The organism is Klebsiella sp. 2-CIP_Kleb., assembly GCF_050378715.1.
Classification (GTDB): Bacteria; Pseudomonadota; Gammaproteobacteria; order Enterobacterales; family Enterobacteriaceae; genus Klebsiella; species Klebsiella quasipneumoniae.
This window is the reverse complement of sequence record NZ_JBNRLG010000005.1, coordinates 275,168-294,104: the sequence shown is the minus strand read 5'-3', so window position 1 is coordinate 294,104 and position 18,937 is coordinate 275,168. Positions and strand designations below refer to the sequence as shown.

Genomic DNA, 18,937 nt, shown 5'->3' with positions numbered 1-18,937 from the left:
AATGCCGCCCGGCGCCTGGGGCTACGAATATTTTTTGCTGCGTCGGGTCGGAGCGGCGTTGGCCGGATCGTCCGGCCAGACGTGTTTCGGATAGCGTCCCTTCATCTCTTTCTGCACCTCACGGTAGCTCCCCTGCCAGAAGGCGCTGAGATCGCGAGTGATCTGCAGCGGACGCTGAGCGGGCGACAGCAGCTCCAGCACCAGCGGCACTCGCCCCTCGGCGATAACCGGCGTCGTGGCCTCGCCGAACATCTCCTGCATACGCACCGCCAGCGCCGGCGGGTTCTCCGCATGGTAACGGATCGCCAGACGGCTGCCGGTCGGCACGGTATAGTGCGTCGGCAGCTCGCGATCCAGCTTCTGGCGCAGCGGCCACGGCAGCCAGTCCTGGAGCGCCTGCCGCAGATCCAGCGCCTTCAGCGCCCGCAGCGAGTGAACGCCGTTCATCTGCGGCAGCAGCCATGCCTCCAGCGAGGCCAGCAGCGAAGCGTCATCCACCGCGGGCCACGCCTCTTCCGGCAGCCATTGCGCCGCACTCTGCAGCCGCAGCCGCAGCTGCTCGGCCTCTGGCGTCCAGTTGAGCACACCGAGGCCTTTCTCACGAATCCCGTTGAGCATCGCCTGATGCAGCTCCGCCTCAGAGGGCTTCGCCAGCGGCTGGGTCTTAATCACCAGCTGGCCCGTCACCGTCCGCCGCCAGGCTTTCAGCGTCCCCTGCGCTTCATCCCACTCCACCGTGTCGGAACGCTGCGCCAGCTCGGGACGGGCGGCGATCAGCTCGCCGATATCCACCGGCAGAGCCAGCAGCATGCGGGCATCCGGTGAGGCGCTGCCCTGCAGCAGCAGCGGAGCGATCAGCCACTCATGGCGGCCCAGCGCGTCGTCGGCGTCCAGCATCGCGCCCATACCGTTCGCCAGCTGATAGCGTCCCTCCTGACCGCGGCGGCGGGCGATGCGGTCGGCGAAGGCCGACGCCAGGAGCGCAGCCATTCGTCCCGCGTCGGGCTGGCCGCTGCGGCAGGCCAGACGCTTCATCAGCTGCTGCGCGCGCTGCTGCCAGTTGGCCTGCTGACGGGAAAAGACGGCGCCCAAATCCACCAGCCCGCCGCGCGGCGGCTCCTCAAGGATCGCCGCCAGCCTGGCCGCCGTCGCCACCTCGTCATCGGTCTGCGCAGCGGCCAGCATCGCCGCCAGCCGGGGCTCGTTGCCGAGGGTGGCCATTTTGCGGCCAAACGCCGACAGCCGCTCGCCGTCCAGCGCCGAGAGCGCCTCCAGCAGGCGGCGCGCGGCGGCCAGGTTCACCGCCGGCGGCTGATCCAGCCAGGCCAGCGCGGCCGGATCGTGGCAACCCCACTGCAGCAGCTCCAGCAACAGCGCCGACAGATCGCTGTGCAGGATCTCCGGTTCGCTCTGCGCCGCCGCTCGTTCGGCCTGTTCTTTGCCGAGCAAATGCAGGCAGATCCCCGGGGAGAGACGACCGGCGCGTCCGGCGCGCTGGGTCATCGATGCCTGGCTGATGCGCTGCGTCACCAGCCGGGTCAGGCCGGTGCGCGGGTCAAAGCGGGCAACGCGCTCCTGGGCGGTGTCGACCACCAGGCGGATGCCCTCGATGGTTAAACTGGTCTCGGCAATGTTGGTGGCCAGCACCACTTTGCGCTTCCCGGCCGGCGCCGGGAGGATCGCTTTGCGCTGCTCGCTTAGGGGCAAAGCGCCATACAGCGGGCAGAGGATGACATCCTCCGCCACGCGCTCCGTCAGCTGGTCTAGAACGCGCTGGATCTCGCCGACGCCGGGCAGAAACAGCAGCATCGATCCCTGTTCATGCCGCAGGAGCTCCGCCGCCGCTACCGCCACCGCCTCATCAAAACGCTGGTGCGCGGAGAGCGGGCTGAAGCGACGCTCCACCGGATAAGCGCGCCCCTCCGAGACCACCACCGGCGCCTCAGGCAGCAGACGCTGCAGGCGATCGTTATCAAGGGTCGCCGACATGATGAGCAGTTTGAGATCGTCACGTAACCCCTGCTGGACATCAAGCAGCAGAGCCAGCGCCAGATCCGCCTGCAGGCTGCGCTCATGAAACTCATCGAGGATCACCAGCCCCACGCCCGTCAGCTCGGGATCGCGCTGGATCATGCGCGTCAGGATCCCCTCCGTGACCACCTCCAGGCGGGTCTGTGGCCCGACGCAGGTTTCGGCACGCATGCGGTAACCCACGGTCTCCCCTGGCTTTTCGCCGAGCAGTTCAGCCAGCCGCTGCGCGACATTGCGCGCCGCCAGACGCCTCGGCTCCAGCAGGATAATGCGTCCCGCGATGTTACCCTCAGCGAGGATCTGCAGCGGCAGCCAGGTCGACTTCCCGGCGCCGGTCGGCGCGTTGAGCAAAACCTGCGGCGCATGCTGCAGGGCGGATAACAGTTCTGGGAGGACGGCGGCAACCGGCAATGAGGACACAAAAGGCTCCGGGGGTTAACATTCAGGGGCTCGCATTGTAGCATCCCCCTAATTCATTACCGAGTCTCTATCATGTCTGAGCCGAAAAGGCTGTTTTTTGCGATTGAACTGCCGCCTGCCGTCCGCAAACAGATTGTTCAGTGGCGGGCAACGCACTTCCCTGAGGATGCCGGCAGGCCCGTCGCGGCGGATAACCTTCATCTGACGCTGGCGTTTCTCGGCGAGGTGAGCGCGGAAAAACAGCGGGCGCTGTCCGCCCTCGCCGGCCGCCTCCAGCAGCCGGGCTTTACCCTGACGCTGGACGATGCCGGACAGTGGCTGCGTTCGCGGGTGGTCTGGCTCGGGACCCGTCAGCCGCCGCGCGGCCTGCTGCAGCTTGCCAGTATGCTGCGCGCTCAGGCGGCGCGCAGCGGCTGCTATCAGAGTCCGCAGCCGTTTCATCCGCACATTACCCTGTGGCGCGATGCCCGTCAGGCGGTGCCGATCCCGCCGCCCGGCTTTCGCTGGACGTTTCCGGTGAACGAGTTCGTGCTCTATGAATCCAGCTTTAGCCGCGGGCGCACGCGCTACACGGCGCTGGAACATTATCCGTTTGATAAGGAAAATTGATGCAGTTTGATCCGCCGTTGCAACCCGCCATTTTGCTTAAACGTTACAAACGTTTTCTTGCCGACGTGGTGACCCCCGATGGCCGCGAATTGACGCTCCACTGCCCAAATACCGGTGCCATGACCGGCTGCGCCGTCCCGGGCGACACCGTCTGGTATTCCACTTCTGACAATGCGAAGCGCAAATATGCCCATACCTGGGAATTAACTGAAACGCAGCAGGGCGCCGTTATTTGCGTCAACACGCTGCGCGCGAATACGCTGGCGAAAGAAGCAATTTCCGCCGGAATAATCCCTGAACTTTCCGGCTATAACCAGCTGAAAAGCGAAGTGAAATATGGCGCAGAGAATAGCCGTATCGATATTATGTTACAGGCAGATGATCGCCAAAACTGCTATATTGAAGTGAAATCGGTTACGTTGGCGGAGAAAGAATACGGTTATTTTCCTGATGCGGTGACTATGCGCGGACAGAAGCACCTGCGGGAGCTGATGGCCGTCGCGGCAAATGGCGACCGCGCGGTGATTTTATTTGCCGTCCTGCATTCGGCAATTGACCGTTTCTCTCCCGCGCATCATATTGATGCCAGATACGCACAGCTGTTAACAGAAGCCCGCGACAAGGGGGTGGAAATTCTCGCCTGGAAAGCGGAACTTTCTACGACGAGGATGACTCTGAATAAGCCGATCGCCGTGGTGTTAAACCCCGGTAAATAAGTGGCTAAATAGTGTTCGGGTCGCAAGCGCGAATACGCTTTTCTTCACAGGGTTGTCAAGTGTAACGTTTAGATAATTGCTATCCGGAAAAGCATCTGCTATTTATAGCGGCCTGATTTTCCCCCACATGGGGATCGATAGTGCGTGTTAAGGAGAAGCAACATGCAAGAAGGGCAAAACCGTAAAACATCGTCCCTGAGTATTCTCGCCATCGCTGGGGTGGAGCCGTACCAAGAGAAACCGGGCGAAGAGTATATGAACGAAGCCCAGCTGGCGCACTTCAAGCGTATTCTTGAAGCATGGCGTAATCAACTCAGGGATGAAGTGGATCGCACCGTATCGCACATGCAGGATGAAGCTGCTAACTTCCCGGACCCGGTAGACCGTGCCGCCCAGGAAGAAGAGTTCAGCCTGGAGCTGCGTAACCGCGACCGCGAACGTAAACTGATCAAAAAGATCGAGAAAACGCTGAAAAAAGTTGAAGACGAAGACTTCGGCTACTGCGAATCCTGCGGCGTGGAGATCGGCATTCGCCGTCTGGAAGCGCGTCCGACAGCGGATCTGTGCATTGACTGCAAAACCCTGGCGGAAATTCGCGAAAAACAGATGGCGGGCTAATCCCCTGCTGCCTCACTCTCTGGCGGGAGTCTCTCCCGCCTGGTTCTGTTGTCCGTACCATGACTGACTCACGCTATATAGGGCGCTTTGCTCCCTCCCCCTCCGGCGAACTCCACTTCGGCTCTCTGATCGCCGCGCTCGGCAGCTACCTGCAGGCCCGCGCGAACCAGGGTATCTGGCGCGTTCGTATTGAAGATATCGACCCGCCGCGCGAAGTCCCCGGGGCCGCCGACACCATCCTGCGCCAGCTCGACCACTACGGTCTGCACTGGGACGGCGAGGTGCTCTGGCAGTCGCAACGGCACGAAGCCTACCGCGAGGCGCTGGCCTGGCTGAGCGAGCAAGGGCTGAGCTACTACTGCACCTGCACCCGCGCGCGGATCCACGCCGTAGGCGGGATCTATGATGGTCACTGCCGCGACCTTGGGCTGGGGGCGGAAAACGCCGCGCTGCGTCTGCGCCAGACCCGTCCGGTTCTGCAGTTCACCGACCGCCTGCGCGGCACGCTGGTCGCCAACGAGCCGCTGGCGCGAGAAGATTTTATTATCCACCGTCGCGACGGACTGTTTGCCTACAACCTGGCGGTGGTGGTCGATGACCACTTTCAGGGGATCACCGAGATCGTCCGCGGCGCCGATCTGATTGAGCCGACGGTGCGGCAGATTTCGCTGTATCAGCATTTTGGCTGGCAGGCACCGGACTACCTTCATCTGCCGCTGGCCCTCAATGCCGACGGCAATAAGCTCTCTAAACAAAACCACGCGCCGGCGCTGCCGGAAGGCGATCCGCGCCCCGAAATCGTCCGGGCGCTCCGCTTTCTGAATCAGGAGATCGCCGGGGAGTGGCAGGCCCTGAGCATCGATGATTTACTCACCCAGGCCGTCGCCAACTGGCAGCCGGCGAAAATCGAGCATTCTCAAATGGCTCCCGCTGAGCTATGATTAGCCGCTATTTTTACACTGTACAGTTGATCTGAAGTCCGTCTGACACTACGAGGTGCACCATTTTTACCCGAGTCGCTAATTTTTGCCGTAAGGTGCTAAGCCGTGAGGAGCGCGAGGCAGAAGCCGCCGTCGAACCAACGCCTATGACGGTGATCCCGCGTGAGCAGCATGCTATTTCCCGCAAAGATATCAGTGAAAACGCCCTCAAGGTCATGTACCGCCTCAACAAGGCGGGCTACGAGTCCTGGCTGGTCGGCGGCGGCGTCCGCGACCTGCTGCTTGGCAAAAAGCCAAAAGATTTTGACGTCACGACCAACGCCACGCCGGATCAGGTGCGTAAGCTGTTCCGCAACTGCCGTCTGGTCGGGCGCCGTTTCCGCCTCGCGCACGTCATGTTCGGGCCGGAAATCATTGAGGTCGCTACCTTCCGTGGCCATCACGAAGGACACACTACCGATCGCGTCACCTCCCAGCGGGGCCAGAACGGCATGCTGCTGCGTGATAATATCTTCGGCTCGATCGAAGAGGACGCCCAGCGTCGCGACTTCACCATCAACAGCCTCTATTACAGCGTGGCGGACTTTACCGTTCGCGACTACGTCGGCGGCATGAAGGATCTGCAGGACGGCGTGATCCGCCTGATCGGCAATCCGGAAACCCGCTATCGCGAGGATCCGGTACGCATGCTGCGCGCGGTGCGCTTCGCCGCCAAGCTGGATATGACCATCAGTCCGGAAACGGCCGAACCGCTGCCGCGGCTGGCCGCCCTGCTCCACGACGTGCCGCCGGCGCGCCTGTTCGAAGAAGTGCTCAAGCTGCTGCAGGCCGGGCATGGCTATCAGACCTACCTGCTGCTGCGGGAATACAACCTGTTCCAGCCGCTGTTCCCGACCATCACCCGCTACTTTACCGAGCGCGGCGATAGCCCGATGGAGCGGATCATCAACCAGGTGCTGAAGAACACCGATACCCGCATTCGTAACGACATGCGCGTCAATCCGGCCTTCCTGTTCGCAGTGATGTTCTGGTATCCGCTGCTGGAGACGGCGCAGAAAATCGCCCAGGAGAGCGGTCTGGCGTACTATGACGCCTTCGCCCTGGCGATGAACGACGTACTGGACGAAGCCTGCCGTACGCTGGCGATCCCTAAGCGCATCACCACCCTGATCCGCGATATCTGGCAGCTGCAGCTGCGCATGTCCCGTCGCCAGGGCAAACGCGCCTGGAAGCTGATGGAGCATCCGAAATTCCGCGCCGCCTACGATCTGCTGGAGCTACGCGCTGGCGCTGAAAACAACGGCGAACTGCAGCGTCTGACCAAATGGTGGGGCGAATTCCAGGTCGCCGCGCCGCCGGCGCAAAAAGATATGCTCAACGACCTCGGGGACGATCCGGCGCCGCGCCGTCGCCACCGCCGTCCGCGCAAGCGCGCGCCACGCCAGGGTAACGCATGACCCTGGCCTATATCGCCCTCGGCAGTAACCTCGTTTCGCCACTGGCGCAGGTGCAGGCGGCGATCCACGCCCTGGGCGAAATTCCGCACAGCCGCGTGGTGAACGTCTCTTCGTTCTACCGCACGCCGCCGCTGGGCCCGCAGGATCAGCCAGACTATCTCAACGCCGCCGTCGCGCTGGAAACCACGCTGTCCCCTGAGGCGCTGCTCGATCACACCCAGCGCATTGAGCTGCAGCAGGGTCGGGTGCGCAAAGCCGAACGCTGGGGGCCGCGCACCCTCGATCTCGACATTATGCTGTTTGGCGATGCGGTCATTAACAGCGAGCGCCTGACCGTTCCGCACTACGATATGAGAAACCGCGGCTTTATGCTCTGGCCGTTGTTCGAGATCGCCCCGGACCTCCACTTTCCTGACGGCATGGCGCTGCGCGCCGTGCTGGATGATCTCGGCGCGGCAAAGCCCGCTATCTGGTAATTCCCTCTCCTTTTTTAGCATTTGCGGCGATCGTCGTAATCGGTTGCCCAAAATCATTGCCCCTCTGAATGCTGCTGTTAGAATGCCGGTTAATATGACTTTCATCATCAGGAAATGTTATGAAACCGACCACCATTGCCCTGCTGCAGAAATGCAAACAGGAAAAGAAGCGCTTTGCCACCATTACCGCCTACGACCATAGCTTCGCGAAGCTGTTCGCCGATGAAGGCATTAATGTGCTGCTGGTGGGCGACTCGCTGGGAATGACGGTGCAGGGTCACGACTCCACCCTGCCGGTCACCGTAGAAGATATCGCCTATCACACCCGCGCCGTCCGCCGCGGCGCGCCGAACAGCCTGCTGCTCGCCGATCTGCCGTTTATGGCCTACGCCACGCCGGAGCAGGCCTTCGAAAATGCCGCCGTCGTGATGCGCGCTGGCGCCAATATGGTCAAACTCGAAGGCGGCGCCTGGCTGGCCGAGACCGTGAAGATGCTGGCGGAACGCGCGGTGCCGGTTTGCGGCCATCTCGGCCTGACGCCGCAGTCGGTGAACGTCTTCGGTGGCTATAAAGTGCAGGGACGCGGCGATGCGGCGCAGACCCTGTTTGAAGACGCGTTAGCGCTGGAAGCGGCAGGCGCGCAACTGCTGGTGCTGGAGTGTGTCCCGGTCGCCCTGGCGAAACGCATCACCGAAGCCCTGACCATTCCGGTGATCGGTATCGGCGCGGGCAACGTCACCGATGGGCAGATCCTGGTGATGCATGACGCTTTCGGCATTACCGGCGGCCACATTCCGAAATTTGCCAAGAATTTCCTTGCCGAGGCGGGCGACATCCGCGCCGCGGTGCGGCAGTATATTGCCGAAGTCGAATCCGGGGTCTATCCGGGCGAAGAACACAGTTTCCATTAAGGAGTCTTGTTGTGCTGATTATAGAATCCGTGCTGCTGCTGCGTCAGCATATCCGCCGTCTGCGTCAGGAAGGCAAGCGTATCGCGCTGGTCCCGACGATGGGCAACCTGCATGATGGTCATATGAAGCTGGTTGATGAAGCCAAAGCCAGCGCGGACGTGGTGGTGGTCAGTATTTTCGTCAATCCGATGCAGTTTGACCGCGCCGATGACCTGGCGCGCTACCCGCGCACCCTACAGGATGATTGTGAAAAGCTGAACAAGCGTCATGTCGATTTTGTCTTCGCGCCGACGCCGGCGGAAGTCTACCCACAGGGCACCGAAGGCCAGACCTATGTCGACGTCCCCGGCCTGTCCACCATGCTGGAAGGCGCCAGCCGCCCGGGCCATTTCCGCGGCGTATCGACCATCGTCAGTAAGCTGTTTAACCTGGTTCAGCCTGACGTCGCCTGCTTTGGCGAGAAAGACTTCCAGCAGCTGGCGCTTATCCGCAAGATGGTTGCCGACATGGGCTACGATATCGATATTATCGGCGTGCCGATCGTCCGCGCCAAGGATGGCCTGGCGCTAAGCTCGCGTAACGGCTACCTGACCGCCGACCAGCGCAAAATCGCTCCCGGCCTGTATAAAGTGCTGAGCGCGGTGGCGGAAAAACTGGCCGCCGGCGACCGTCAGCTCGACGAAATCATCGCTATCGCCGAACAGGAGCTGAACGAGAAAGGTTTCCGCGCCGACGACATTCAGATCCGCGATGCCGACACCCTGCTTGAACTGACCGACGCCAGCCAGCGCGCGGTCATCCTGATGGCCGCCTGGCTCGGTCAGGCCCGCCTGATCGACAACCAGATCGTCACGCTCGGTCAGTAGACAGCGGGTAAAAATCGGGCAATACTTGCCCGGGCTTTTCTCAGGGCGGACGTCGTGTCCGCTCTGCTACATTAAGGTTGAAGGGTAGAAGTTATGATGCGTAATATGCTGCAGGGCAAGCTCCACCGCGTAAAAGTGACGCAGGCTGACCTGCACTATGAAGGTTCCTGCGCCATTGACCAGGACTTCCTGGATGCGGCCGGTATTCTGGAGAATGAAACCATTCACCTCTGGAACGTCACCAACGGCAACCGTTTCTCCACCTACGCCATTGCCGCCGAGCGAGGCTCCAGAATCATCTCCGTTAACGGCGCCGCCGCGCACTGCGCCAGCGTCGGCGATATCCTGATCATCGCCAGCTTCGTCACCATGTCTGACGAAGAGGCGCGCCGCTGGCAGCCCAACATCGCCTACTTTGAAGGCGACAACGAAATGAAGCGCCAGGCAAAAGCGATTCCGGTGCAGGTCGCCTGATGACCACGGCGCCGCACTCAGGTGCAGCGCCGAAGTTTACCCCTGCGGCTGGTTACTGATCAGCCGCGACATCGTCTCCAGCGAATCCGTGCGTAAGATATATAACCGCTTTAGCAGAAACGGATTGTCCCCCGGCTTCACCTTCCCACGCACCGTCGTCACCGCCATATGAAACCCGGCGTCATTCGCCGCCTGCACCGCCGTGGCGTTATAGCCGCCGAAGGGATAGGAAAGGTAGAGCACATGTGGATTAAACTGGCTCAGCGCCCGACGCGAGCGGGCAAAATCAAACAGAAGATTATGGTAGTTGCGGCTGAATAAGATCGGCCGCCGGCTGGCGTCCACCCGGTGGAGAAAGTGGGTATGCGACTGAATGTCAAAGACGTCCTGGATCTGCCGGAGCTCAGAAATGCTCATGAACTGCAGCGATTTCGGATCCCATTGCTGCGGATGACGCTTAATACGCGATGAAATAATAAAGGCGGTGGCGTGGAAGCCATACTGTTTCAGCACCGGATAGGCGTAGAGATTTACCGATTTCAAGCCGTCATCGAAGGTGATGGCGACTGCCCGCGCCGGAAGGTTGATTTTATTGCGCACGTAGCCTTCCAGCTGATAGAGGGTCAGCGTGGTATAACCCTGATCCCGCAGCCAGGTCATCTGGTTATTAAAGGCGCGTACCGAGGTGGTGGTCGAGGTATGGCGGAAACGGGTGTTCTCTTCGTCACGCAGAATATGGTGATAGGTCAGCACGGGGATCCCGTTATCCTCCTGCGCATCCAGACTGCTGACCCACGCCAGCCGGTCGCCAATGCGGATCTGAAACCAGGTCTGATTGAGCCGGTCCTTCAGCTTGCTGAGGATCGGATAGCGCAGATTATTGGCCAGCGTGCCGAACGGCGCGCTGCTCACTGAGGGAGCGTCATAGAGCGGCGTATCTTTCCAGGTGAGTAAATTCTGGTTACTCAGCGGCTTATTGAGATCCCCAAGACGGTCCTCCACCCGCTGCTTACCCTGCACTGGTTCCAGATGACCCTTGTCAATAAACCCGGTGCCGAAGCCGAAGCGAAACTCATAGTAATCAGCCGCCGTCGGGACAACCGCGAGGATTTGCCCGGCACGCACATTGCCGACGCTGACCACATGGTTCCCCACCTGCGCCCAGATAACCGCGTCTTCGGTGGTTTGCATATAGCGCACAGGCTTGCCCTGCTGGCTAAGCAGACTGGCGGAGGCGCTGAGTGAGGTCAGTAAAAGAAGCAGAGTAAAAAATCGGGCAAGCATGCGCATCGAACCGGTAAACCATCAACGGCGGTTATTGTAACAAAAGCGGCATCTGTCCCGCTGCTTAATTTCCAAAAGTATCATGACGCAACCGGAACGGGGGGTTCTTCTGCTGCTGATGCCACAGGCTGCTCACCATCGGACCGCCCGCGCTGACGATAGCCTGGCGAAACGCCTCGCTGCTTAACGTATTCCGCAGCAGATACATTCGCTCAAGTAATGAATAGCTGACGCCGGAGATCACTTCGCAGTGGGTATGTTTGTGGCTCATCAGCGCCGCGGCCCGATAAGGCGCCGCGCCGGTTCTGTCGGTAAGGAAAATGACCCCGTCCCCGGAGTCGGTGGCATGCAGCGCATCGCACATCATCCGGCTCAACATATTGCTGCTGAGATTGCGCCAGTAATTGACCGCCCGGCACTGGGCCAGTGGACCAAATTTTTGTTCAAGACGATCCAGCATCTCCTGCGCCAGCTCATCGTGGCAGGTAATGACCCAACCAAGCATGCTTCCCTCCTTAGCCAGCCAACAATGTAGCAAGGGGAAGATGGCGTATCGGTGATGGCGGTCAAAGATAAGCGGTTAGCGCTTCGCGTATTGGCGTCCGGAAGCGCTAAACCGTGATGAGTATCAGCTACGCAGGCCGCGGCCGCGCTGGATTAACGACCAGCAGAGGAGATAGAAGGCGACGATGAAGACCACCAGCACCGCAAAGGTGGTCACCAGCGGCACATCGTTGATACCGAGGAAGCCGAAGCGGAAACCGCTGATCATGTAGACGATGGGGTTCAGATGCGACAGCCCCTGCCAGAACGGCGGCAGCAGGGTCAGCGAGTAGAACACCCCGCCGAGATAGGTCAGCGGCGTCAGCACAAAGGTCGGGATCAGGCTGATGTCATCGAAGGTCTTAGCAAACACCGCGTTCAGCAGCCCGGCCAGCGAGAACAGCACCGCGGTAAGGAGCAGCGTCAGGGCGACAAACAGCCAGGAGTGAACCTGGAACGGCACAAAGAACAGCGACACCGCGGTCACCAGGATGCCCACGCACAGCCCGCGCGCCACCCCGCCGCCCACGTAGCCGGCGATAATCACGTGCGTCGGCACCGGTGCCACCAGCAGCTCCTCAATGTTGCGCTGAAACTTGGCGCTGAAGAACGACGAGGCGACGTTGGCGTAAGCGTTGGTGATCACCGCCATCATGATCAGGCCCGGCACGATAAACTGCATATAGGTAAAGCCATGCATCTCGCCGATGCGCGAGCCGATCAGGTTGCCGAAAATCACGAAGTACAGGGTCATGGTGATCACTGGCGGCACCAGCGTCTGCACCCAGATGCGCATAAAACGATGGATCTCTTTGGTCCAGATGCTTTTCAGCGCGACCCAATAAAGCTGCATCATGCTGACTCTCCTTTTCGCTCATGCACCAGGGTGACAAACAGCTCTTCCAGACGGTTGGCTTTGTTACGCATACTCAGTACCTGCACCCCCTGGGCGCTCAGCTGCGCGAAGACGCTGTTAATCCCCTGCTCGCGCAGGACCTCCACTTCCAGCGTCGAGGTATCGACCAGCTGATACTGGTAGCCCTCGAGCTTCGGCACCGGGCTTTTTGGCGCGAGGTCGAGAATAAAGGTCTCTGACTTCAGCTTCGACAGCAGCGCTTTCATCGAGGTGTTTTCCACCAGCGTACCGTGCTGGATGATGCCGATGTTGCGGCACAGCATTTCGGCCTCTTCGAGATAGTGGGTGGTCAGAATAATGGTGGTTCCGCGATCGTTGAGATCCTTGAGGAAGCCCCACATCGAGCGGCGGAGTTCGATATCGACGCCGGCGGTCGGCTCGTCGAGGATCAGCAGCTTCGGCTCATGCATCAACGCGCGAGCGATCATCAGGCGGCGCTTCATCCCGCCGGAGAGCATCCGCGCGCGTTCGCTGCGTTTTTCCCATAGATCGAGCTGTTTTAAGTACTTTTCGCTGCGGGCGATGGCTTCTTTACGCTCAACGCCGTAGTAGCCCGCCTGGTTAACGACGATCTGCTGCACGGTCTCGAACGGGTTAAAGTTAAACTCCTGCGGCACCAGGCCAAGCTGGCGCTTGGCGTTGACGACATCTTTCTCCAGATCGTAGCCAAAGACATTGACCTGACCGGAGGTTTTGTTCACCAGCGAGCTGATGATGCCGATCGTCGTGGATTTTCCCGCCCCGTTCGGGCCCAGCAGGGCATAGAAATCCCCCGCTTCAACCTGTAGGTCGATTCCCCGCAGAGCCTGAACCCCGCCGGGGTAGGTTTTTTTGAGCTGTTTTAATTCCAGAGCAATGGTCATTAAATATCTCTTCTCGTGTCATGACACGTCATTAACCCGCCTGACTGACGTTTGCGCTGTACTCGCGCGGCCAGCGCATCTGCAGCCTGAAGTATCACGGGTTAAGATGGTTTTAAAAAAGGTGAGCTTACCCTATATTAGCGCAACGCACTTACTTGGTTACAGGCCGATAACGTCCATGAATGATATAGATACACTCATCAGCAACAATGCACTATGGTCAAAAATGCTGGTGGAAGAGGACCCCGGCTTTTTTGAGAAACTGTCGCAAACGCAGAAACCGCGCTTCCTGTGGATTGGCTGTTCTGACAGCCGCGTTCCCGCTGAGCGACTCACCGGCCTGGAGCCAGGCGAACTGTTTGTGCATCGTAACGTGGCGAATCTGGTGATCCACACCGACCTCAACTGCCTGTCGGTGGTACAGTATGCCGTCGATGTCCTTGAAGTTGAGCACATCATTATCTGCGGCCACTACGGCTGCGGCGGCGTGCAGGCGGCGGTGGAGAACCCGGAGCTGGGGCTCATCGACAACTGGCTGCTGCATATCCGCGATATCTGGTTTAAACACAGCTCGCTGCTGGGGGAAATGCCGGAGGAGCGCCGTCTGGATACTCTTTGTGAACTGAACGTGATGGAGCAGGTATACAACCTGGGACATTCGACGATTATGCAATCCGCGTGGAAGCGCGGACAGAAAGTCACCATCCACGGCTGGGCTTACGGGATTCACGACGGACTGCTGCGCGATCTGGATGTCACCGCCGTGAGCAGGGAAACCCTCGAACAGCGCTATCGCCACGGGATCTCCAACCTCAAGATCAAGCACATCAACCACAAATAGCCTTCAGACTTAGCCACTCAGGCGCGCGCCTGAGTGGAATATTCCCTTACTCGTCCAGCAGGGTGACTTTGCCGATATACGGCAGATGGCGGTAGCGCTGAGCGTAGTCGATACCGTAGCCCACCACGAACTCGTCCGGAATGGCGAAACCGACGAACTCAACCGGGACATTCACTTCGCGGCGGCTTGGTTTATCCAGCAGCGTACAAATGGCCAGCGACTTCGGCTCGCGCAGACTGAGGATCTCACGCACTTTAGACAGGGTATTGCCGGAGTCGATGATGTCTTCCACGATCAGTACGTCTTTACCACGGATGTCTTCGTCCAGATCTTTGAGGATTTTCACATCACGGGTGGTGGACATGCCGCTGCCGTAGCTCGAGGCGGTCATAAAATCGACTTCATGCGGCACCTGCACTTCACGGCACAGGTCGGCCATGAACATAAACGAGCCGCGCAGCAGCCCCACCAGCACCATTTCGCTGCCGCTGTCCTGATAATGTTCGTTGATTTGACGACCCAGTTCCGCGATACGCGCTTTGATCTCGGATTCCGGGATCATCACTTCTACAGTATGTTTCATAAGACTAACCATTTGATTCTAAATATAAATCATCAAAGCCGCTGCTTTCGCCCCGACGATGACCGGCAAGCCATCCAGTATACCAGCAAAAAGAAATCTGCGGTGCAGGGATTAATAAAGCCATATTTGTGATTCCGATCACACTTGTTAAATCCTATAATTAATTGCAGTTAAAAAATTAACAAACACATGAGTAACTTTCTATGGCTGAAACAAAGTCTCAACAATCAAGGCTCCTGGTGACGCTGACTGCGCTATTTGCAGCGTTCTGCGGCCTCTATCTTTTAATCGGCGGAGCATGGCTGGTCGTGCTTGGCGGCTCCTGGTACTATCCCATCGCCGGTCTGGTGATGCTGGGCGTGACCGTGATGCTGCTGCGCGGCAAGCGCGCTGCGCTGTGGCTGTACGCCGCACTGCTGCTGGCGACCATGATCTGGGGCGTCTGGGAAGTCGGCTTCGACTTCTGGGCGCTGACGCCGCGTAGCGACATCCTCGTCTTCTTTGGTATCTGGCTGATCCTGCCTTTTGTCTGGCGTCGTCTGCCGGTGCCTTCCGCTGGCGCCGTAGGCGCGCTGGTCGTCGCCCTGCTGATCAGCGGCGGCATGCTGACCTGGGCTGGTTTTAACGACCCGCAGGAGATCAACGGCACCCTGAGCGCCGACGCCACCCCGGCCGCGCCGATCTCCACCGTTGCCGACGGCGACTGGCCGGCCTATGGCCGCAACCAGGAAGGTCAGCGCTTCTCCCCGCTGAAGCAGATTAATGCCGACAACGTGAAGAACCTGAAGGAAGCCTGGGTGTTCCGCACCGGCGACCTGAAACAGCCGAACGATCCGGGTGAAATCACTAACGAAGTGACACCGATTAAAGTCGGCGACACGCTCTTCCTGTGTACCGCCCATCAGCGCCTGTTCGCGCTTGACTCCGCCACCGGTAAAGAGAAATGGCATTTTGACCCGCAGCTGAACGCCGACCCGTCATTCCAGCACGTCACCTGCCGCGGTGTCTCGTATCACGAAGCGAAAGCGGATAACGCCCCTGCTGACGTCGTGGCCGACTGTCCGCGCCGCATTATCCTGCCGGTGAACGATGGTCGCCTGTTCGCAGTAAACGCCGACAACGGTAAGCTGTGCGAAACCTTTGCCAACAAAGGTATTCTCAACCTGCAGACCAATATGCCAGTGACCACGCCGGGCATGTATGAACCCACTTCCCCGCCGATTATCACCGATAAGACCATCGTGATTGCCGGCGCAGTCACCGATAACTTCTCTACCCGTGAGCCGTCAGGCGTGATCCGCGGTTTTGATGTGAATACCGGGAAACTGCTGTGGGCCTTCGATCCAGGCGCGAAAGATCCGAACGCCATCCCAAGCGATGAGCATCACTTCACGCTCAACTCACCGAACTCCTGGGCGCCTGCCGCCTACGACGCCAAACTGGATCTGGTCTATCTGCCGATGGGCGTGACCACTCCGGATATCTGGGGCGGCAACCGCACGCCGGAGCAAGAGCGCTATGCCAGCTCGATTGTCGCGCTGAACGCCACCACCGGTAAACTGGCCTGGAGCTACCAGACCGTCCACCACGACCTGTGGGATATGGACATGCCTTCTCAGCCGACGCTGGCTGACATTGAAGTCAATGGCAAAACCGTGCCGGTCATCTATGCTCCGGCGAAAACCGGCAACATCTTCGTGCTGGATCGTCGTAACGGCGAGCTGGTGGTCCCGGCCCCGGAAAAACCGGTCCCGCAGGGCGCCGCCAAAGGCGATTATGTGGCCAAAACCCAGCCCTTCTCCGATCTGAGCTTCCGTCCGAAGAAAGATCTGACCGGCGCGGACATGTGGGGCGCCACCATGTTCGACCAGCTGGTGTGCCGCGTGATTTTCCACCAGATGCGCTATGAAGGTATCTTTACCCCGCCGTCTGAGCAGGGCACCCTCGTCTTCCCGGGTAACCTGGGGATGTTTGAATGGGGCGGCATCTCCGTCGATCCGAACCGTCAGGTGGCTATCGCCAACCCAATGGCGCTGCCGTTCGTCTCTAAACTGATCCCACGCGGCCCGGGCAACCCAATGGAACCGCCGAAAGATGCGAAAGGCTCAGGCACCGAGTCCGGCGTGCAGCCGCAGTACGGTGTCCCTTACGGCGTCACCCTGAACCCGTTCCTGTCGCCGTTCGGCCTGCCGTGCAAACAGCCGGCATGGGGCTATATCTCCGCGCTGGATCTAAAAACCAACGAAGTGGTATGGAAAAAACGTATCGGTACTCCGCAGGATAGCCTGCCGTTCCCGATGCCGGTTAAACTGCCGTTCACCATGGGTATGCCGATGCTGGGTGGGCCAATCTCCACGGCGGGTAACGTCCTGTTCATCGGCGCGACCGCGGATAACTACCTGCGCGCGTACAATATGAGCAATGGTGAGAAACTGTGGGAAGCCCGTCTGCCAGCCGGCGGCCAGGCGACTCCGATGACTTACGAAGTGAATGGCAAACAGTATGTTGTCATCTCTGCCGGCGGTCACGGCTCGTTTGGTACAAAAATGGGCGATTATATCGTCGCCTATGCGCTCCCGGATGAGGCGAAATAAAACGCAAAACGGCAACGAAAGTTGCCGTTTTTTTTGTCTTTATCCCCTATTTCCACGCGCCAGGGCTATACCGCCCTAAACCGTGAATCCCAACATCATCCCGGTGTCTTCATGTTCCAGCAGGTGGCAGTGGGCCATATAGGCAAACTCCTTCGGCGCCGGATGATCAAACTTCACTAATACTTCACTCACGTCCCCTTCCACACGAACGGTGTCTTTCCAGCCGCTACGATGCGCCGCTGGCGGCTTGCCGTTTTCGCTAAGGATGCGGAACTGGGTGCCGTGAATGTGGAACGGATGTAGCATCATGTCGCCCTTGCCGGAGATGACCCAGCGTTCATACTCTCCTCTGGCGGCGGCAAACATCGGCACATTCATGTCGAAGGCTTTGCCGTTGATGCGGTTGGCGTTATGGAAATCAAACCCCTTAGCCGACGACATACCATGATTCATGCCGGACCCGTGGTTCATGTTGCTCATGTCGCCGTGGTGCATACTCCCCATGTCGCCCATCCCGCCGTGCCCCATCATGCCGTGATCCATTCCGGCCATCGCCTGATCGCCATATTTCTCCATCAGCGCCTGCATGCCCATCCTGTCAAGCATCGGATCCATCGACAGCTGGAGCTGACGCTGCGTCAGCCCCGTCAGGGACGGTAGCGCCGGCAGAGCGGCCAGGGTATCCAGCAGCTTACCGGAGGCAGGAATAACCAGCGGCTGGACGCGCAGTACCGGCTGTGGTTTATCGAAAGGCGCAATGGCCATGCCCATCTGGCTCACCGGCAGGGTCACCAGATCAAAAGGTTTACCGTCGCTGGTGTCCACCAGCACCTCAAAACGCTCCCCCATCAAGACCGGCAGTTCATTGACCTTCACCGGCTCCGCCAGCAGACCGCCGTCGCTGGCCACCACGTACAGCGGGCGCTTATCACTGGTCGCAAAATTGAGGGAACGGGCATTACAGCCGTTCAGCAAGCGCAGACGTAGCCAGCCGCGCGGGGCGGCATGTTCAGGATAGAGAGCGCCATTGGTCAACAGCGTATCGCCAAACCAGCCGACGGCGGCGCTCATGACATCCAGCTGATAATCAATTTCGCCAGCGGCGGTAAACTTCTTGTCCTGTACGATAACCGGTACATCATCGATTCCCCACTGCTTCGGCAACAGCAGGCGTCCGCTCTCTTCATCCTCGATCAGCACCAGCCCCGCCAGCCCCATCGCCACCTGCCGACCGGTGGTCCCGTGCTGATGGGGGTGAAACCAGCAGGTGGCCGCCCGTTGCGTTGGCGTGAAGCTCACCGTCCGAGTGGAGCCCGGGGCGATAACCCCCTGCGGTCCCCCGTCGACCTCGCCCGGGACCTCCAGACCATGCCAGTGCAGCGTGGTCTCTTCTGCCAGCTGGTTAGTAATGTCCACCGTGATGGTCTTCCCCTGCGTCAGCTGCAGCGCGGGCCCCAGCAGCGAGCCGTTATACCCCCATGTGGTGGCGTTCATCCCGCCAAATTGCGTTTTGCCCGCCTGGATGGTCAGCGCGATACGGTTGCGCGCATCGGCCGTCAACAGCGACGGTACCGGCAGGGCCGGGCGACTGGCTGCAAAGACCGCACGGCTCCAAAGCGGTAACGCGCTGGCCATGCTGACCGCGGCGGTCAGTTTGAGGAAGTCTCGACGTTGCATATTCACATCCTTTTATTCTGCGGGCGAATATTTGAGCTTAAACCCTACCGTAACGGGAAGGTCAAGCAGAAGAGTGAGAATAAAGATCGGCGCTGTGTAAAGAAGTATGCTAATTTG

Annotated in this window: 19 protein-coding genes; 11 read left to right on the top strand and 8 right to left on the bottom strand. The window is 59.7% G+C overall.

Features of this window, described 5'->3' with window-relative positions:
* Positions 1 to 21: 21 nt before the first annotated feature.
* Entirely contained in the window at positions 22 to 2,451 is a 2,430-nt protein-coding gene (hrpB, locus tag ACQUTP_RS18240) for an ATP-dependent helicase HrpB (RefSeq protein WP_096833522.1), read from the bottom strand.
* 72 nt (positions 2,452 to 2,523) lie between these two features.
* Between hrpB and thpR the strand changes: the two genes are divergently transcribed.
* The 9 genes from thpR to panD all read left to right on the top strand — a co-directional run bounded on the left by thpR (position 2,524) and on the right by panD (position 9,519).
* Complete coding sequence (gene thpR, locus ACQUTP_RS18235; RefSeq protein WP_004204405.1) at positions 2,524 to 3,060, top strand: RNA 2',3'-cyclic phosphodiesterase; 537 nt, start codon at positions 2,524 to 2,526, stop codon at positions 3,058 to 3,060.
* On the top strand, positions 3,060 to 3,776 hold the full coding sequence (sfsA, locus tag ACQUTP_RS18230; protein ID WP_004204404.1) for a DNA/RNA nuclease SfsA: 717 nt from the start codon (positions 3,060 to 3,062) through the stop codon (positions 3,774 to 3,776). The genes thpR and sfsA overlap by 1 nt, the downstream gene beginning before the upstream one ends.
* A gap of 162 nt (positions 3,777 to 3,938) precedes the next feature.
* Positions 3,939 to 4,394: an RNA polymerase-binding protein DksA gene (gene dksA / locus ACQUTP_RS18225; protein ID WP_002888845.1), complete on the top strand. Its 456-nt coding sequence runs from the start codon at positions 3,939 to 3,941 to the stop codon at positions 4,392 to 4,394.
* A 59-nt stretch (positions 4,395 to 4,453) separates the two neighbouring features.
* On the top strand, positions 4,454 to 5,335 hold the full coding sequence (gene gluQRS, locus ACQUTP_RS18220; protein WP_062914382.1) for a tRNA glutamyl-Q(34) synthetase GluQRS: 882 nt from the start codon (positions 4,454 to 4,456) through the stop codon (positions 5,333 to 5,335).
* Between the two features lie 62 nt (positions 5,336 to 5,397).
* On the top strand, positions 5,398 to 6,792 hold the full coding sequence (pcnB, locus tag ACQUTP_RS18215) for a polynucleotide adenylyltransferase PcnB (protein WP_071592560.1): 1,395 nt from the start codon (positions 5,398 to 5,400) through the stop codon (positions 6,790 to 6,792).
* The gene (gene folK / locus ACQUTP_RS18210; protein WP_285755741.1) at positions 6,789 to 7,268 is read left to right on the top strand and encodes a 2-amino-4-hydroxy-6-hydroxymethyldihydropteridine diphosphokinase; all 480 of its coding nucleotides are present in this window, start codon (positions 6,789 to 6,791) and stop codon (positions 7,266 to 7,268) included. The genes pcnB and folK overlap by 4 nt, the downstream gene beginning before the upstream one ends.
* Before the next feature lie 119 nt (positions 7,269 to 7,387).
* The gene (panB, locus tag ACQUTP_RS18205) at positions 7,388 to 8,179 is read left to right on the top strand and encodes a 3-methyl-2-oxobutanoate hydroxymethyltransferase (RefSeq protein ID WP_004204400.1); all 792 of its coding nucleotides are present in this window, start codon (positions 7,388 to 7,390) and stop codon (positions 8,177 to 8,179) included.
* An 11-nt stretch (positions 8,180 to 8,190) separates the two neighbouring features.
* Positions 8,191 to 9,045, top strand: coding sequence for a pantoate--beta-alanine ligase (gene panC / locus ACQUTP_RS18200; RefSeq protein ID WP_004204399.1), 855 nt, complete (start codon positions 8,191 to 8,193; stop codon positions 9,043 to 9,045).
* Positions 9,046 to 9,138: 93 nt separating this feature from the next.
* On the top strand, positions 9,139 to 9,519 hold the full coding sequence (gene panD / locus ACQUTP_RS18195) for an aspartate 1-decarboxylase (RefSeq protein WP_004204397.1): 381 nt from the start codon (positions 9,139 to 9,141) through the stop codon (positions 9,517 to 9,519).
* Positions 9,520 to 9,555: 36 nt separating this feature from the next.
* Here the strand turns inward: panD and ACQUTP_RS18190 are convergent, their stop codons facing one another.
* The 4 genes from ACQUTP_RS18190 to ACQUTP_RS18175 all read right to left on the bottom strand — a co-directional run bounded on the left by ACQUTP_RS18190 (position 9,556) and on the right by ACQUTP_RS18175 (position 13,125).
* Positions 9,556 to 10,809: a polysaccharide deacetylase family protein gene (locus ACQUTP_RS18190; RefSeq protein WP_428902419.1), complete on the bottom strand. Its 1,254-nt coding sequence runs from the start codon at positions 10,807 to 10,809 to the stop codon at positions 9,556 to 9,558.
* 58 nt (positions 10,810 to 10,867) lie between these two features.
* Positions 10,868 to 11,308: a PTS sugar transporter subunit IIA gene (locus ACQUTP_RS18185; RefSeq protein ID WP_004204391.1), complete on the bottom strand. Its 441-nt coding sequence runs from the start codon at positions 11,306 to 11,308 to the stop codon at positions 10,868 to 10,870.
* Positions 11,309 to 11,431: 123 nt separating this feature from the next.
* Positions 11,432 to 12,202, bottom strand: coding sequence for an ABC transporter permease (locus ACQUTP_RS18180; protein ID WP_004204389.1), 771 nt, complete (start codon positions 12,200 to 12,202; stop codon positions 11,432 to 11,434).
* A complete protein-coding gene (locus ACQUTP_RS18175) occupies positions 12,199 to 13,125 on the bottom strand; it encodes an ABC transporter ATP-binding protein (RefSeq protein WP_004204387.1) in 927 nt (308 codons plus the stop codon). The genes ACQUTP_RS18180 and ACQUTP_RS18175 overlap by 4 nt, the downstream gene beginning before the upstream one ends.
* A 178-nt stretch (positions 13,126 to 13,303) precedes the next feature.
* Here ACQUTP_RS18175 and can point away from each other — a divergent pair, with 178 nt between their 5' ends.
* Positions 13,304 to 13,966 carry a carbonate dehydratase gene (can, locus tag ACQUTP_RS18170; protein ID WP_004204385.1) on the top strand — a complete coding sequence of 221 codons (663 nt, stop codon included), beginning with the start codon at positions 13,304 to 13,306 and terminating at the stop codon, positions 13,964 to 13,966.
* Between the two features lie 46 nt (positions 13,967 to 14,012).
* Here can and hpt read toward each other — a convergent pair whose 3' ends face one another.
* Together hpt and ACQUTP_RS18160 are read right to left on the bottom strand one after the other, a co-directional pair.
* Positions 14,013 to 14,549 (bottom strand): hypoxanthine phosphoribosyltransferase, encoded by a 537-nt coding sequence (hpt, locus tag ACQUTP_RS18165; protein ID WP_004204384.1) that lies wholly within the window; start codon positions 14,547 to 14,549, stop codon positions 14,013 to 14,015.
* A 4-nt stretch (positions 14,550 to 14,553) separates the two neighbouring features.
* Positions 14,554 to 14,673, bottom strand: a complete 120-nt coding sequence (locus ACQUTP_RS18160) for a hypothetical protein (protein WP_032426021.1) — start codon at positions 14,671 to 14,673, stop codon at positions 14,554 to 14,556.
* A 79-nt stretch (positions 14,674 to 14,752) separates the two neighbouring features.
* Between ACQUTP_RS18160 and ACQUTP_RS18155 the strand changes: the two genes are divergently transcribed.
* Positions 14,753 to 17,143 carry a glucose/quinate/shikimate family membrane-bound PQQ-dependent dehydrogenase gene (locus tag ACQUTP_RS18155; RefSeq protein ID WP_062914380.1) on the top strand — a complete coding sequence of 797 codons (2,391 nt, stop codon included), beginning with the start codon at positions 14,753 to 14,755 and terminating at the stop codon, positions 17,141 to 17,143.
* Between the two features lie 75 nt (positions 17,144 to 17,218).
* On the opposite strand, the gene cueO is transcribed toward ACQUTP_RS18155, so the two are convergent.
* Positions 17,219 to 18,820 (bottom strand): multicopper oxidase CueO, encoded by a 1,602-nt coding sequence (gene cueO, locus ACQUTP_RS18150; protein WP_049116607.1) that lies wholly within the window; start codon positions 18,818 to 18,820, stop codon positions 17,219 to 17,221.
* Between the last annotated feature and the right edge of the window lie 117 nt (positions 18,821 to 18,937).

Bases quoted from the DNA above. Each gene is read 5' to 3' on its own strand.
- can (WP_004204385.1), top strand. From the start codon at position 13,304: ATGAATGATATAGATACACTCATCAGCAACAATGCACTATGGTCAAAA.
- sfsA (WP_004204404.1), top strand. From the start codon at position 3,060: ATGCAGTTTGATCCGCCGTTGCAACCCGCCATTTTGCTTAAACGTTAC.
- panD (WP_004204397.1), top strand. From the start codon at position 9,139: ATGATGCGTAATATGCTGCAGGGCAAGCTCCACCGCGTAAAAGTGACG.
- panB (WP_004204400.1), top strand. From the start codon at position 7,388: ATGAAACCGACCACCATTGCCCTGCTGCAGAAATGCAAACAGGAAAAG.
- ACQUTP_RS18155 (WP_062914380.1), top strand. From the start codon at position 14,753: ATGGCTGAAACAAAGTCTCAACAATCAAGGCTCCTGGTGACGCTGACT.
- thpR (WP_004204405.1), top strand. From the start codon at position 2,524: ATGTCTGAGCCGAAAAGGCTGTTTTTTGCGATTGAACTGCCGCCTGCC.
- gluQRS (WP_062914382.1), top strand. From the start codon at position 4,454: ATGACTGACTCACGCTATATAGGGCGCTTTGCTCCCTCCCCCTCCGGC.
- folK (WP_285755741.1), top strand. From the start codon at position 6,789: ATGACCCTGGCCTATATCGCCCTCGGCAGTAACCTCGTTTCGCCACTG.
- hpt (WP_004204384.1), bottom strand. From the start codon at position 14,549: ATGAAACATACTGTAGAAGTGATGATCCCGGAATCCGAGATCAAAGCG.
- ACQUTP_RS18180 (WP_004204389.1), bottom strand. From the start codon at position 12,202: ATGATGCAGCTTTATTGGGTCGCGCTGAAAAGCATCTGGACCAAAGAG.
- ACQUTP_RS18175 (WP_004204387.1), bottom strand. From the start codon at position 13,125: ATGACCATTGCTCTGGAATTAAAACAGCTCAAAAAAACCTACCCCGGC.
- dksA (WP_002888845.1), top strand. From the start codon at position 3,939: ATGCAAGAAGGGCAAAACCGTAAAACATCGTCCCTGAGTATTCTCGCC.
- cueO (WP_049116607.1), bottom strand. From the start codon at position 18,820: ATGCAACGTCGAGACTTCCTCAAACTGACCGCCGCGGTCAGCATGGCC.
- ACQUTP_RS18185 (WP_004204391.1), bottom strand. From the start codon at position 11,308: ATGCTTGGTTGGGTCATTACCTGCCACGATGAGCTGGCGCAGGAGATG.
- ACQUTP_RS18190 (WP_428902419.1), bottom strand. From the start codon at position 10,809: ATGCGCATGCTTGCCCGATTTTTTACTCTGCTTCTTTTACTGACCTCA.
- ACQUTP_RS18160 (WP_032426021.1), bottom strand. From the start codon at position 14,673: ATGGCTTTATTAATCCCTGCACCGCAGATTTCTTTTTGCTGGTATACT.